Source organism: Halomonas shantousis, from assembly GCF_054654615.1.
Map to the genome: position 1 here is coordinate 512,269 of NZ_BAAIER010000002.1, position 13,714 is coordinate 525,982.

General features: G+C 57.4%; 11 protein-coding genes, 4 tRNA genes and 1 pseudogene. 11 read left to right on the top strand and 5 right to left on the bottom strand.

Translation table 11 applies throughout. The features are described 5' to 3' along the window. Positions 1 to 32 precede the first annotated feature (32 nt). The 6 genes from mutY to ACYQ12_RS03130 all read left to right on the top strand — a co-directional run bounded on the left by mutY (position 33) and on the right by ACYQ12_RS03130 (position 2,817). Entirely contained in the window at positions 33 to 1,130 is a 1,098-nt protein-coding gene (gene mutY, locus ACYQ12_RS03105; protein WP_459867556.1) for an A/G-specific adenine glycosylase, read from the top strand. Next, a complete protein-coding gene (locus tag ACYQ12_RS03110) occupies positions 1,127 to 1,405 on the top strand; it encodes an oxidative damage protection protein (RefSeq protein ID WP_459867559.1) in 279 nt (92 codons plus the stop codon). The genes mutY and ACYQ12_RS03110 overlap by 4 nt, the downstream gene beginning before the upstream one ends. An 88-nt stretch (positions 1,406 to 1,493) precedes the next feature. Then, positions 1,494 to 1,569: transfer RNA gene (locus ACYQ12_RS03115), tRNA-Phe, on the top strand. Between the two features lie 6 nt (positions 1,570 to 1,575). Further along, a tRNA-Gln gene (locus ACYQ12_RS03120) sits at positions 1,576 to 1,650 on the top strand. A 30-nt stretch (positions 1,651 to 1,680) separates the two neighbouring features. Continuing rightward, positions 1,681 to 1,756, top strand: a tRNA-Thr gene (locus ACYQ12_RS03125). A 320-nt stretch (positions 1,757 to 2,076) separates the two neighbouring features. After that, a complete protein-coding gene (locus ACYQ12_RS03130; RefSeq protein WP_459867562.1) occupies positions 2,077 to 2,817 on the top strand; it encodes a DUF2726 domain-containing protein in 741 nt (246 codons plus the stop codon). Between the two features lie 39 nt (positions 2,818 to 2,856). Here ACYQ12_RS03130 and ACYQ12_RS03135 read toward each other — a convergent pair whose 3' ends face one another. Continuing rightward, entirely contained in the window at positions 2,857 to 3,597 is a 741-nt protein-coding gene (locus ACYQ12_RS03135) for a hypothetical protein (protein WP_459867565.1), read from the bottom strand. Positions 3,598 to 4,290: 693 nt separating this feature from the next. Further along, positions 4,291 to 4,722, bottom strand: coding sequence for a DUF4383 domain-containing protein (locus ACYQ12_RS03140; RefSeq protein ID WP_459867568.1), 432 nt, complete (start codon positions 4,720 to 4,722; stop codon positions 4,291 to 4,293). Positions 4,723 to 5,309: 587 nt separating this feature from the next. On the opposite strand from ACYQ12_RS03140, the gene ACYQ12_RS03145 reads away from it, so the two are divergent. After that, a complete protein-coding gene (locus ACYQ12_RS03145) occupies positions 5,310 to 6,776 on the top strand; it encodes an aldehyde dehydrogenase family protein (RefSeq protein WP_459867570.1) in 1,467 nt (488 codons plus the stop codon). Positions 6,777 to 6,843: 67 nt separating this feature from the next. On the opposite strand, the gene ACYQ12_RS03150 is transcribed toward ACYQ12_RS03145, so the two are convergent. Continuing rightward, positions 6,844 to 7,617: a FadR/GntR family transcriptional regulator gene (locus ACYQ12_RS03150; RefSeq protein ID WP_459867573.1), complete on the bottom strand. Its 774-nt coding sequence runs from the start codon at positions 7,615 to 7,617 to the stop codon at positions 6,844 to 6,846. A gap of 239 nt (positions 7,618 to 7,856) precedes the next feature. Between ACYQ12_RS03150 and ACYQ12_RS03155 the strand changes: the two genes are divergently transcribed. From ACYQ12_RS03155 to ACYQ12_RS03165, 3 genes are all read left to right on the top strand, one after another. Further along, positions 7,857 to 9,035 (top strand): acyl-CoA dehydrogenase, encoded by a 1,179-nt coding sequence (locus ACYQ12_RS03155; RefSeq protein WP_459867576.1) that lies wholly within the window; start codon positions 7,857 to 7,859, stop codon positions 9,033 to 9,035. Between the two features lie 5 nt (positions 9,036 to 9,040). Next, positions 9,041 to 10,267: a CaiB/BaiF CoA transferase family protein gene (locus tag ACYQ12_RS03160; protein ID WP_459874456.1), complete on the top strand. Its 1,227-nt coding sequence runs from the start codon at positions 9,041 to 9,043 to the stop codon at positions 10,265 to 10,267. A 351-nt stretch (positions 10,268 to 10,618) separates the two neighbouring features. Then, positions 10,619 to 10,691: transfer RNA gene (locus ACYQ12_RS03165), tRNA-Thr, on the top strand. Positions 10,692 to 10,824: 133 nt separating this feature from the next. On the opposite strand, the gene ACYQ12_RS03170 is transcribed toward ACYQ12_RS03165, so the two are convergent. Beyond that, positions 10,825 to 11,553 (bottom strand): hypothetical protein, encoded by a 729-nt coding sequence (locus ACYQ12_RS03170; RefSeq protein ID WP_459867579.1) that lies wholly within the window; start codon positions 11,551 to 11,553, stop codon positions 10,825 to 10,827. 253 nt (positions 11,554 to 11,806) lie between these two features. Here ACYQ12_RS03170 and ACYQ12_RS03175 point away from each other — a divergent pair. Continuing rightward, a pseudogene (locus ACYQ12_RS03175) lies at positions 11,807 to 11,920 on the top strand (CNNM domain-containing protein); the annotation flags it as partial. A 94-nt stretch (positions 11,921 to 12,014) separates the two neighbouring features. On the opposite strand, the gene ACYQ12_RS03180 reads toward ACYQ12_RS03175, so the two are convergent. Then, positions 12,015 to 13,346 carry a DUF2254 domain-containing protein gene (locus ACYQ12_RS03180; protein WP_459867582.1) on the bottom strand — a complete coding sequence of 444 codons (1,332 nt, stop codon included), beginning with the start codon at positions 13,344 to 13,346 and terminating at the stop codon, positions 12,015 to 12,017. Between the last annotated feature and the right edge of the window lie 368 nt (positions 13,347 to 13,714).

The following is a 13,714-nucleotide window of genomic DNA, read 5'->3' on the forward strand; positions in this document are numbered from 1 at the left end:
GGCTCTTGACTCAGGAGGTCGTGACAAGCGGTATGCAGGCTATTTCCCTCACGCCGGAGGCGTTTCGTCAACGCCTATTCGACTGGTTTGACGTGCATGGTCGCAAGACGTTGCCCTGGCAGCACGACAAGACGCCCTATCGTGTCTGGTTGTCCGAAATCATGTTGCAGCAGACCCAGGTCGCCACGGTGATTCCCTACTACGAGCGCTTCATGGCCCGCTTTCCCGACGTGCAGGCACTGGCCGCCGCGGAGCAGGACGAGGTATTGCACTTGTGGACGGGGCTGGGCTACTACGCTCGGGCGCGCAACTTGCACAAGGCGGCACAGGTCGTCGTAGAGGAGCACGGCGGCAAGTTTCCCGTCGAAAGCGTCGAGGCGCTCGCCGCGTTGCCGGGGATCGGGCGTTCCACGGCCGGTGCGATCATCAGTATCAGCACCGGGGCCCGCGCGCCCATTCTCGATGGCAACGTCAAGCGCGTTCTGGCGCGCCTGCACGCCGTGGAGGGCTGGCCCGGACGCCCGGCAGTGGAGCGCGGCCTATGGGAACTCGCCGAACGCTATACGCCGCACGTGAGAATGCCTGACTATACCCAGGCGATGATGGATCTGGGTGCCACCCTCTGTACACGTGGCAAGCCGAGTTGCCTGCTGTGCCCCTTTGCGGATGTCTGCGTGGCGCATCGGCGCGGGGAAGAGAGACGCTTTCCCGAGGCCAAGCCGCGCAAGACACTGCCGGAACGCCAGACCCGGATGCTGCTCTTGTCGGATCATGAGGGACGCGTGCTGCTTGAGCAGCGACCGCCGAGCGGCCTATGGGGCGGGCTATGGTGCTTCCCTCAGTTCGATGACGACGCAGGGCTGCGCGACTGGCTGGCGCTGCATCACCCCGAGGCTCGGCTGGAGAAGGCCTGGTCGCCTTTCGCCCATACCTTCAGTCACTTTCGTCTGCTGATCACGCCCAGGCCCGCAAGGCTTGAGGTCGGCATCATGCAGGTCGCCGAAACCGGACAGCAGTGGTATGACCCGGCGGCGCCTGCCAGTATTGGCCTGGCGGCACCGGTCAAGAAGCTGCTGGATAGCCTGTCGCAACTCCATGTCACTACTTCCCAAGAGGAAAACATCCTATGAGCCGCACCGTATTCTGTCGCAAGTATCAACGCGAGATGGAAGGACTGGCGTTTCCGCCGCTACCCGGCGCCAAAGGCAAGGAGCTGCAGGATAACGTCTCCAAGCAGGCATGGGAGGAGTGGCAGGCGCTGCAGACGCGACTGATCAATGAAAAGCATCTCAACCTGCTCGATCCCGAGTCTCGTGCCTATCTCATGGAACAGATGGAACGCTTTCTGGACAACCGTGACACCGACCAGGCGGAGGGTTACGTGCCGCCTTCCGAAGGACGCTAACCGGCCTGATTCGAGAGCGGCATGTTTTTGAAATAAAAAGGCTTGACCGCTCCGAGGCTTTCTAGTTAAATATGTCCCCGTTGGCAGCGGCCAGATAGCTCAGTCGGTAGAGCAGGGGATTGAAAATCCCCGTGTCGGCGGTTCGATTCCGTCTCTGGCCACCACACTGCTGGGGTATCGCCAAGTGGTAAGGCACCGGTTTTTGGTATCGGCATTCCCAGGTTCGAATCCTGGTACCCCAGCCATCGCCAACATGCATTTCAAGCGTTGCCCTTGCCGGCATAGCTCAGTTGGTAGAGCAACTGACTTGTAATCAGTAGGTCCCGGGTTCGACTCCTGGTGCCGGCACCATGGGTAAGTTAGAAAAAATAAAGCGTTACCTCATATCAGAAAGTCGCCATCGAGCGGCTTTTTTTGTGCGTGTCCACTTTTTGTCCATTGGCCAGCGTTTGGTTCCTGGTAGCTTCTCCAGGTGATCCACCACGAGGGCGTACCTGCTCGCGGTGGTGAGTTGTGGTATTTTCCCTTGGTAGACGGAGAGCCTGGTTCACCAGTGCATGGCTGTACCCTTGTGAGGGCTAAGGATTAGCCAAGCGTATTGCGGATAGCTATAGGCTAGGGAGGCGGGAACAGGCTCAAAATAACTTATATAACTAATATAAGGAAAAAAAGTGCCTTACGTTGACTTCTGGTTTCTGCTTGAACATTCGACAGCCTTTAAATGGCTGTTGCTATTTTTGATATCTGCCGTGGCGGGGATATTGATCAAGCGGATCTGCAAGGCGCTTAGGCCAGGCGGGAAGAGAAGCGGAACCGAGCAGCTAATCATTGTAGCTGCTGCGAAGCGGACGCATAAGAGGGCGGGCGAGGGCTTGAACAGCCGAGTCCCCTTCGGAACCGGTAAGCCGCAGACCGGCAGGAACGCCATCGCTGCTGGGCGGGCCTTCCATGATCCCTCTCCTGTATCCCCGCCCAGAGCGAAGCCGGACCGGAATTACGCCGAGGAGCTCATGGATCTGGGCGACGCCTATGTAAGCGAAACGCACCTGATGTCCTCTAGCGAACGTGACATCTATAAAGTGCTGGAGCGGCGCTATGGCGATCGGTACTACATCTTCAGCCAAGTCCGCGTCGTTGATCTGATCCAGCCGAATACGCAGAAATACCCGCGAAGAAGTAAGGAATATACCTCACTGTTTCGGCAATTATCGCAGTGGCACTTCGATTATGTCTTGTGCGAGAAAGATGACTTTCGTGTTTTCTGCGCATTGGAACTGGACGACTCGAGTCATGAGCAGGCCGACAGGGTGAAGCGGGACAGGATTCTTGACCAAGCTTGCGAAGTGGCCGGCGTCCATTTGAAGCGCATGAAAATCAATCATGCAGACAGAAGGGTGGAGATGCTTTGTTAATGGATGCTCGGTGAAGCATCAAGGCGAAAGAATGACCAATTAGAGGGATGTGTCGTGTCGCATCGCCTCCATCTTGCGCTTGTAGCGAAGTAGCTCGCGTATCTCTGCGACAGAACGATCCAGGACGGTATGCCCAGCTACGGTTGGCTGGCCGTTGGCTTCGGCTAGCCAGCGGTCATAGATCGCGGGAATGTCTTCGGGAGCCTGCGAGCCGGCTTCGCGAATAGCGCTGTGCAGGGGGCTTTCCCGAGAGAGCAGTCTTTCGCTTCTGCTCTGAATAGCCGTCTCGGTCGCCGAGAAGGCCTCGTCCGCCAGTCGCTCCAGTAAGCCGGCACGCTCGATTGCCTGGAGAAGCGTAAGCACGTCGCTCGTAGCACTGTCATGGAGGAGGTGGCTGGGAGCAACGCTGCGAGAGGCTTGCTGAGCGAGATCCAGGGCGGTGCGGTACAGGGTGACCTGGCCTTCATCCAGTCCTGCCAGCAGCTTCTCGGCGTCTCTGGTCAGACGATGTAGTTTGATCTCGCTGCCGAACAGCGTGAACTGTTCGATACGGTTCCAGACCAGGACAATCGCCCCGGTGCCAAGCGCTAGCGTCAGCATGCTAACGAAGGCGCCGCCCTCCAGGTAGCCGGTAAAGAGAAACACGAAGCCCAGCAGCATGAAGCTGGCGGTCACGAGGCTCGCCGCGATCTTTCTTCTGATCTTCCAGCCGAAAAAGGCGATCGGATCGTTGCCAAGACCGGCATCGTTCGGCTCTCTTCCTTGCGCTTTATCGTCCATCCAGCGCTCCTGTCGCTGCCGTATCGTTTTACCTTGAAAGACAGCGTTCTGATCGAATCGTCCAGAAGGAAGTGCTGTCTCGTGGTGCGAGGGTTGCTTGAGTCTGGCTGAAAAGGGCTTCCACTGCCGTAATGGGAAGCCTGCGGGGCATATTTTTAGTTGTGCGGCGTCGGGTTAAATAAAATTAGTTTATCCATTTGGCATTTACCCATAATGATTCGTTGACATGATTCGACGAGTTCATTAACCTTGCTAGCGAATGATCGTGATCAGGATGATCGCGTGAGCAAGGAAGCTCTTGGCCAGGATGGCCTGCATGGGGCAGAGAAGGCACATCACGACAGGATGTCATGACCGCCAGGGAAGCCCCCTAATCCGAACTTTTAATTCGCCCCGTATCCCCTGCGGGGCGTTTTTTTTGCGCGTTACCCGTCCTGAACCGTGCGCCTAAAAAGGCAGCGTAATGATGTACTCGGGGTCTGCTATGCCAGTGGCATGGCTGGATGCATCAAGCGCTTTCGCCAAGGCGCTGCGCTGAACGAAGGGGATTCGAGCACCTTCTATGGGGCGACGAGCGTGGCTACATCAATTACCACACGCTAGGCCTGTCTCGGCTAGACACGGTGAATCGAAAAAGAAGGGGACATCCGTCCCCTTCTTTTCGTTTATTGCCCTCTCTGACGGCTTACCGGTTTATTGAGGACGATGCTTCATCGGCTCGGCTCCGGTGCGGGCGGGAGGGCCGAAGCCGAAGTACCCGGCGACTACGGCATTGAGGATATGCAACCAGATATCGTTGCCGTAGAGCGGCGTGAGTCCGAACAGGGTGTTGGTGACGGGAAACAGTCCCAGAATGGCCAATAGCGCAAACAGTACCGTATTAGCCTTCGCATAGAAAACGGCTGATGCAAAACGCTTTGCAGCGACGATCCCCCAGATGCCTACTGCCAGGTGAACCAGGTTGTGCAGGAAATTGACCGGAAAGATGCCCAGCAGCCGGCCGTGTCCCATATCGACCGCCATATCCCCCGTCATCTGCGGCATCGTCACAAGGCCCGGAATGAAGCCGAGGATCCCGACAAGGGTGTAGATGATACCGAAGATAAGCGCGAATTTATTGACCATAAGGCCTCCCTTTCTGCTTGGATTAGCTGCCGTTGCCTTTCGCTCGCTGATACCTCATGGCAGGAATCCCTGTGTTTGATGATCCCCGCCACAATGCAATGCCTGACACAAGCCAGCCATTCGCCTGAATAAAGGTAGAAGAGTTATGTGCGCAGGGATGCCGAATTTACCGCTCCGTTGAGCTTGTGAGAGCAAAAATAACGGTAAGGTCTGCCGCGACAGGGAGAATACGTCAGCCATCGAGCGGGACAATGACTACATGAGGAAAAATTAATCGTGGTTGTCCGGCTAAAGAGATGACGTGACACGAGTGTCGGCTACCCTGAATGAAGATATGGACACACCGCACCTCGAGGCCGCCTGCTACCGTGTGCTCGGCGAGCGTGACGGAAGATGCAGTAGTCTACAGGCAACGATCCCTGTCGAAGATAACGTACGGGCCGCATGGCTAAGTGCCGTGTCGTTGACCGGCGGTCCCGGCCCAAGCGAGGCCAGGAATGACGGGCATGACGAGGCTACCGGGTACGCGAGGGATAAGGCCGTGGGGGCGGGGCGAATCGACGCAGCACCCAGCGAAAGGATGAACCATGAGCGAACGTTACGATAACTTTCACCTGCAGCCACTGGCCGGTGAATGGCGTGAAGGACGCAGTGAGCGCACCTTGGATGTACAGAATCCATACGATCAGAGCACGCTGGTCAGCTTGCGAATGGCCAACCGGGAGGACATGGACGCGGCGTATCGCCGGGCGCAGAAGGCCCAGCCCGAGTGGGCGGACATGGGACCCACTGCGCGTGCCGAGATCATGCTGCGGGCGGAGAGGATCCTCGAGGCGCGCAAGGAAGAGATCGTCGACTGGCTGATACGCGAGGCAGGCAGCACAAGGCTCAAGGCGCAGCTGGAAGTGGACCTGGTGCGCGCGGTGACGCGGGAGGCGGCTAGCCTGCCCAGCCGGGTGCATGGACGTATCCTGCCTTCCAGCATTCCCGGCAAGGAGAGTCGCGTCTATCGTCAGCCGCTGGGAGTGGTCGGGGTGATCAGCCCGTGGAACTTCCCGTTGCAGCTCTCCCAACGCTCCGTGGCGCCAGCCCTGGCGGTGGGCAATGCTGTCGTCATCAAGCCGGCCAGCGATACACCGATCACCGGCGGGCTGCTGCTGGCCAAGATCTTCGAGGAAGCCGGCCTGCCCGAGGGCGTGCTCAGCGTCGTCGTCGGGCCGGGCTCCGAGATCGGCGACGCCTTCGTCGAGCATCCGGTTCCCAAGCTCATCTCCTTTACCGGCTCGACTCCGGTGGGGAAAAACATCGGCAAGATCGCCAACAGCGGCGACTATATCAAGAAGGTGGCGTTGGAGCTGGGCGGCAATGGGCCCCTGGTGGTGCTCGACGATGCCGATATGGATCAGGCCGTCGATGGGGCGATAGCGGGCAAGTTCCTGCATCAGGGGCAGGTGTGCATGGCGATCAACCGTCTCATCGTCGACGAATCCCGTTACGATGAGTTCGTGTCGCGCTTTGTCGAGCGCGCCAGGGCCTTGGCGGTGGGCGATCCCGATGACGAAAAGACCGTCATCGGGCCGATCGTCAACGCCAAGCAGCTCGACGGTCTCAAGGCCAAGATCGAACAGGCCAAGCGGGATGGCGCCAAGGTGCTGCTGGAAGGCGAGATCCAGGGGCAGGTCATACCGCCGCATATCTTCGGCGACGTCACTCAGGACATGGAAATCGCCAGCGAGGAGATCTTCGGCCCGTTGGTGGGCATCCAGCGGGCGCGTGACGAGGCGCATGCGCTGGAGTTGGCCAACGATACCGAGTACGGGCTGTCGAGCTCCGTCTACACCACCAACCTGGAGCGTGGCGTGAAGTTCGCCCAGCGTGTCCAGGCGGGAATGACGCACGTCAACGACATGGCGACCAACGATGAGCCCAATGCGCCCTTTGGTGGCGAGAAGAACTCCGGCATCGGGCGTTTCAATGGAGATTGGGCGATCGACGAGTTCACTACCGATCACTGGATTACCGTGCAGCACCAGCCGCGCCAATATCCCTTCTGATCACTCCTGCACAAGCATGACGGCCGGCCGGCGCTCTGGGGTGCCGGCCGCGTCGTTTCGGGCAGCGCTAGGAGGACTCGGTCGCCAGTAACCCCGTGGTGAGCTGGCCCTCGAGTTCAATGTTGAAGTGCTCCGCCGTGGCCATGTGCTCTGCCATCAACTGCCGGACCCGGACCGTATCCCGGGCCCGTAGCGCCTGAATCAGGGCACGGTGATCGTGCAGGTTGGCCTGGGAGAACTCGAGCTGCTCGGGTAGGCGAGTCTTCTTGAAGATCACCAGGTCGCGGATCATGTCGTTGAGAAAGCGTCCGATGAAGCTGAGCAGCGGATCGGGACAGCGCTGGGCGAGCACGTTGTGAAAGTCCAACTCGGCGATGCGCTGGGAGAGACGCTCTTCGAAGGAACTGGCGGCATGCGCGCAGCGCTCTGTCAGGCGCTCCAGTTCATTAAGATCCTCCTCGCTTAGATGCGTGACGGCCATCGCCGCCAGCTCCGGCTCCACCAGCTTGCGTAGCCGATACACGTCGGGACCGGTGGGGTGCTGGAAATGCAGGTAGTTGCGCAGCAGTTGAGAGGCCAGCGGATAGGGCACCTGGGCCAGCACGGCGCCGCCATTGGGGCCGGTGCGGACCTTGACCAGTCCCTGCACCTCGAGCGACTTGAGTGCCTCGCGCACCGTGCCCTTGGCGCAGTCGAAAAGCTCCATCAGGGCTTTCTCGTTGGGCAGCCTATCGCCGGGCTGCAGATCTCTGAGCACGATCCAGCGTTTCACGGCGTCGACGATCTGGTCCGAGCGCTTCAGCCGTGGCGGCTTGTCGATACCTTCGAAGGCGTGGGGCATGGTGCAGTTCCTGCTGGAGACGCGCCGCAGGCCGTTGGCGCATCTATTTAGACTAAGGTCGTGATTGAGCCTTATTTTATCCTATTTATAGTAATAAATAGAGAGTGGCTGCACTATCCTTGCGTCAGCCTTTTATTCGCTTCTACTCCTGACGAGAACAGCCGAAGGGAGTATCGATGCGCGATTTCGCCGTAGCCGGGCCGGTAAACATTATTCACGTACATGAGAAGGAAGGTGCCATGAGCGCATTTCAATGGGACGACCCCTTGCTGCTGAGCCAGCAGCTGACCGATGAGGAACGTCAGATCCAGGACGCGGCGTACGCCTACTGCCAGGAGAAGCTGCAGCCGCGCGTGCTCAGCGCCTTCCGCGAGGAGCGCTTCGATCGCGAGATTCTGCTCGAGATGGGCGAGATGGGGTTGCTGGGTTCCACCGTCGCCGAGCAGTACGGTGGCGCCGGTGTGGGGCATGTCGCCTATGGTCTGATCGCCCGCGAAGTGGAGCGGGTCGACTCCGGCTATCGCTCGGCGATGAGCGTACAGTCCTCGTTGGTCATGCATCCGATCGAGGCCTACGGCAGCGAAGAGCAGAAGCAGCGTTACCTGCCCAAGCTGGCCAGCGGCGAGATGGTCGGCTGTTTCGGCCTCACCGAACCGGACTTCGGCTCCGACCCCGGCGGTATGCGCACCCGCGCACGCAAAGTGGACGGTGGCTATCGCCTCAACGGGCAGAAGATGTGGATCACCAACAGCCCCATCGCCGATATCGCCGTGGTGTGGGCCAAGTCCGATGCGCATGACAATCGAATCAAGGGCTTTATCGTCGAACGCGGTGCCGAGGGCTTCAGCACGCCGACCATTCACGGCAAGATATCGCTGCGTGCCTCCATCACCGGCGAGATCGTGCTTGAGGACGTTTTCGTCCCCGATGATGCCATCCTGCCGGAAGTCAGCGGTCTGGCCGGCCCCTTCGGCTGCCTCAACAAGGCGCGCTACGGCATCGCCTGGGGCGCGATGGGAGCTGCCGAGTTCTGCTGGCACGCGGCGCGTCAGTACACGCTGGATCGCCAGCAGTTCGGACGTCCGCTGGCGGCCACTCAGTTGGTCCAGCTCAAACTCGCCAACATGCAGACCGAGATCACGCTGGGATTGCAGGCCTGTCTGCAGATCGGACGCCTGCTGGACGCCAAGCAGGGTGCGCCCGAGATGATCTCGCTGATCAAGCGCAACAATACCGGCAAGGCGCTGGACATTGCCCGCCATGCGCGCGACATGCACGGCGGTAACGGCATCTCCGAGGAGTACGGCGTGATCCGGCATATGGTCAACCTCGAGACGGTCAACACCTACGAAGGCACGCACGATATTCATGCGCTGATCCTGGGGCGTGCCCAGACCGGCATTCAGGCTTTCTATTGAGCCGCATGATGGCCGGGACGACACGTAAGCCGCTACAGGGCATCCGGGTACTCGATCTGTCCCGGGTACTGGCCGGGCCCTGGTGCGCTCAGCAGCTGGCGGACATGGGCGCCGAGGTCATCAAGGTCGAGCGCCCCGGCACGGGAGATGATACCCGGGCCTGGGGGCCGCCCTGGCTTGCCGGCTCACACGAGTCGGCCTATTTTCTCAGCGCCAATCGTGGCAAGCGATCGGTCACGCTGGATCTCGCTTCTGCCGAAGGCCAGGCCCTGGTGCGTCAGTTGGTCTCGCAGTGCGACGTGCTGATCGAAAACTTCAAGGTTGGCGGGCTCAAGGCCTACGGGCTGGATTACGCGAGTCTCAAGGCCATCAAGCCGGAGCTGATCTACTGCTCGATCACCGGCTTCGGCCAGGACGGCCCCTATGCGCAGCGGGCCGGATACGACTTCATGATCCAGGCCATGGGAGGCTTGATGAGCCTGACCGGTGAGCCTGATGGGCAGCCGGGCGGAGGGCCGGTGAAGGTCGGCGTTGCCGTGGCGGACATCTTCACCGGGCTTTACGCCACCAACGCCATCCTTGCGGCACTCTGGCAGCGCCTCGCCACGGGGGAGGGGGCCTACATCGACCTGGCGCTGATGGACGTGCAGGTCGGGGTACTGGCCAACCAGGCGTTGAATTATCTGACCAGTGGACAGGCGCCCCAGCGCATGGGAAATGCCCATCCCAATATCGTGCCCTATCAGGCCTTCGCGACGCGCGATGGTCATCTGATTCTCGCCGTGGGTAACGATGGCCAGTTTCAGCGGCTATGCCAGGTACTCGAGTGCGGCGAGCTGGCTCGAGAGTCACGTTTTGCGACCAACAGCGCCCGGGTCGAACATCGCGCGCAACTGGTGCCGGAGCTGGCGGCACGGCTGGCGACACGCAACACGGACGACTGGCTGGCCCGACTGGAAGCGGTGGGCGTCCCCTGCGGGCCGATCAACACGCTGGATCGGGTCTTCGACGATCCGCAGGTGCGTCACCGGGGCATGGCGCTGACAATGGCGCATCCCGATGCCGAGCAGGTGGCCCTGGTCAGCAATCCTGTGCGTTTCGATGGACAAGCGCTCAATGCCGATATTCCCCCCCCGACGCTGGGACAACACACGCATGAAGTACTCAAGGAGCTGCTCGGGCTGGACGATGCCGACATCGAGGCACTGCATCGGCGTGGCATTACGGGGTAGAGACAAGCCGCAGACGCTAACGGCTCTGTAGACAGGTTATACAAACAAAAAAAGACCCGGCATGTGCCGGGCGATGAGCTTGGAGCTCAATACGGTAAGACCTCAGGTTCCTTGATTGCCATGGCGTCCTGCCTCGTCAATCTCCTTCCCTTCGCCTCGGTCATCCTGACCGCGCATTTCCTTACACCGGCGACCACTCCCTGGCCGCTGCTCACCGTACGCCATCACTCTAGTCATCGTGAACGCAGTCTGCAAGGGAGACGCTACGGGGAGAGACAGACTGCTTGGCAAGTTAACCGCGCCCTCAAGGGGCTTGTTAGCCTGCCCCTTCCTGACTATCATCGTGGCCACGCCGGTGTAGCTCAGCTGGTAGAGCAACGCATTCGTAATGCGTAGGTCGTAGGTTCAAATCCTATCACCGGCATGAAAGATACGAAAAGCCGCCGCTTACGGGTCATGCCGGGTGGCGGTTTTCTGTTGCGCTCCTCTCAGTCTCCCCAGTGGCGTCTCTTTAGGCTTTGACGATATGCAATGCCATGTGCAGCCAGTAAAGTTTTTCAGGTAGTCAGCAACAGTATCGAATAGCCAGCAGCGCCAGAAGCGAAGGGCCAAAAACGACTCTGACGTTCCTCCGGTAGTTCCTCTTTCAACACATTGAGGACGATACCGCCCGCCAGGAAAGCGAACAGCATGCTAGTGGCAGCCTCGCTAACTTGTATAGCAAGCCCGATCCCCCAGCCGATGATGACAGCCAGTGAAAGTACCCACCTACCTTTCGTCAGGTAAGCGGCGCGGTGGTGCCGTAATAGTCCATGATCATTCACCAGAAAATGAAAACTCATGGCAAGGAAGAAGAACAGCATTTCGAGGGGGGTGTCTTCCCGGTAAACCAGTAAATAGCCAATCAAGGCATTGTATAAAGCAAAAGAGCCGATATGCAGCCAGAACACTCCTCCCCTTGTCTTGTCGACAGATGCTGAGGAGTGTTCCCTATCCGTACTCTGATGATGCTTGACCAGGCGCTCCAGACCATAAAAGGTGGCGAGCCCTGTAAGCGCAACGAGATAAGCATGATGTTCAAGAAAAGTTATGGCGCCATTTTCGCCTAGGGTTTGCTGCGCTTCCTCCAGCTCCGGAAAGATATGAATGAAGACGTAAGCGACAGAAACGCCACCTGCAAACGAGAGCCAGGCACTACGTGGGATATCCTTCAAGGTGAGGAGTTTTACAACAAGAGCGTGAACTAGGGCCAGGCCCAGGATGAAAAGTGTTTGTAAAAGTATCATCAGTTTTCCTAATGGGCAGTCATCGTTCTGCTAAGCCGCTGGCAGCAAATCATAGAATCTATTTCGATATTCACTGAAATTTTCAAGTGATGCGACAACCACTTACCTTGGTGGATGTGTGCGTTGCATGAGTGTAGCAATGATTAGGAAACTTGGGATTGTTGAGCGTTACATTCAGGTACATTCGATACGCTCTTGACAGGTTTGTCTGGCATCTACCAAATAGGTGCCCCCTTATCGACCTTGAGGCTACATGGTTCTCCTGGCAATCTTTGCCCTTCTATCCATCGGCGTGTCGTTCCTTTGCTCTATTCTCGAAGTGGCACTGCTATCCCTCACGCCCAGTTACGTCGCTCAGCAGCGGGACGTTACAATGGTTCCGTTATGCACGGAGCATGTCGTTTTAAGTTGCCAACCGTGATGCAGGTGGAGGCAGGAAGGCAAGTGGCGAACCGCAGCTCTCATGCCCTTCCTGATAAAGTATTGGGCAGGTCCAGCTGATGCTCACCCGTATTGAGCCGGGCATTGATGAACTGTTGGTCCAGCATGTCGGTAGGAATTTCTGTAAGCGCTTTTACTATGCGGTCTGCATGGGCCTGGATAACCGGCTGATGCTCATCCTCGGCGAATAGTGAAAGCGTCTTCAGTGCCTGAAGCAGGGCAAGGCAAATGCTGATGTCTTCCTGACCATAATGCAGGATCGGTGAAAAAAGCCGATAGAGGAGACTGTCTACACGTTCCTCTGACCAAGTCAGCCGGTAGTGGCCTTTAGAATCAGCGAGTGTGTTGCAGGGTTGAAACTGCAATCGTTGACACAAAAGCTCGGTGATCTGGTGAATGCATAACCGGGCAGTCCCCGGATCATTAATACCCGGTGATAGTGCCTTGATGGCAATTTCCATCAATTGAGTCAGTCCATTGACATAGAGGTCCTTGATGGACTCTCCCTCAGAATACTCGAGATGCGACAGCACTGACTTGCACCACTTATCGCTTAACTGATGCTTGGTTTCGACCTTGAGTAATGGGAATCCTTTTACCGTATAGTCCCCGAAACGAAAATTGAGATGTATAAGAACATCGGCTTTTTGAGCTAATTTGGCCAACTCCTCAAATTCTACATTCTGGATATAACCACTTTGGCGAGCATGAATCGAATGACACCTTTCTTTGGAAATGGGATGAAGGTCAAGAGAAAGCCAACTGGGGGAGTTCTGTCTGGCCTTGAGACGCGCCATGGAGTGTTGGGTCGCACTATGAAGCCCTTGGGTTATGGCATTGATCTGTACCGACTGAGAAGCGTTGTGGATAAAATATACAAAGAGCACCAGGCAGTTAATGACCATGCCTGCACCCAGGTACACTGCCAGAGAGCGCCAGAGGTCAGGTGTCAATCCGTTTACCGGTACCATTAGCAGGATCAATATGAACAGGATGGTACCGAGATAATGCCCCAGCACTTGCTGATGGCGGCGCTCGGTAACCAATCCAAATACCAACTTGTGAGAAAAATTTCCCCCTGCTTGGGAGAGAACCGACATCACCATGGAAAAGCTGAACACTAGCAGTGAAATCATACCGGCTATCAATGTTGCCAGCAGGGTACGAGCGGTGTCCGGATTATCGAAGTTTAGCGGTTCAAGGAAATCAGGCAGGTCAGACGCATTTACCGGCGCTAGAATGGCTATCAATCCTAAGGCCAGATAAATGGAAATTATCAGGCTGGTCAGGTAAGCAATACTTTCGCGAAAATTCTTTAAGAGCCTGATAGGCCAAGCAAGCAAATGAATCATTGGCAGTCCTGGTTATTTACGATGTGCTTAATAACATGGTAGCCATGATGAATAATTTCTTGGCCAATTGACAGGGAGAATGGTAGGTCACTTTGAGCTTGATCCAAGCGGTTAGTCTATTCGTCGCGTAAGCGCTTGCCAACAATGTCGGGGCATGGATTTTTCGACTTTTCTATAAACACTATTATTTTATGTGTTTGATTGTAACCTAAAGTATGCAAGTCATGCTGGCGGCAATGAAGCCCGAATGGCAGGAAGCTGGAGCAATCATGGTCCAATCTGTTTCAGATTGTCGTTGTGTACTTGGTAATAATGTCCATCTTTAAAGGCATAAGGGATGTGGCTGCAGACTAGGTATTATAGTGTCG

Excerpts from the sequence above, each read along its gene's own strand:
- mutY (WP_459867556.1), top strand. The coding sequence starts at position 33 with ATGCAGGCTATTTCCCTCACGCCGGAGGCGTTTCGTCAACGCCTATTC.
- ACYQ12_RS03110 (WP_459867559.1), top strand. The coding sequence starts at position 1,127 with ATGAGCCGCACCGTATTCTGTCGCAAGTATCAACGCGAGATGGAAGGA.
- ACYQ12_RS03135 (WP_459867565.1), bottom strand. The coding sequence starts at position 3,597 with ATGGACGATAAAGCGCAAGGAAGAGAGCCGAACGATGCCGGTCTTGGC.
- ACYQ12_RS03140 (WP_459867568.1), bottom strand. The coding sequence starts at position 4,722 with ATGGTCAATAAATTCGCGCTTATCTTCGGTATCATCTACACCCTTGTC.
- ACYQ12_RS03145 (WP_459867570.1), top strand. The coding sequence starts at position 5,310 with ATGAGCGAACGTTACGATAACTTTCACCTGCAGCCACTGGCCGGTGAA.
- ACYQ12_RS03150 (WP_459867573.1), bottom strand. The coding sequence starts at position 7,617 with ATGCCCCACGCCTTCGAAGGTATCGACAAGCCGCCACGGCTGAAGCGC.
- ACYQ12_RS03155 (WP_459867576.1), top strand. The coding sequence starts at position 7,857 with ATGAGCGCATTTCAATGGGACGACCCCTTGCTGCTGAGCCAGCAGCTG.
- ACYQ12_RS03160 (WP_459874456.1), top strand. The coding sequence starts at position 9,041 with ATGATGGCCGGGACGACACGTAAGCCGCTACAGGGCATCCGGGTACTC.
- ACYQ12_RS03170 (WP_459867579.1), bottom strand. The coding sequence starts at position 11,553 with ATGATACTTTTACAAACACTTTTCATCCTGGGCCTGGCCCTAGTTCAC.
- ACYQ12_RS03180 (WP_459867582.1), bottom strand. The coding sequence starts at position 13,346 with ATGATTCATTTGCTTGCTTGGCCTATCAGGCTCTTAAAGAATTTTCGC.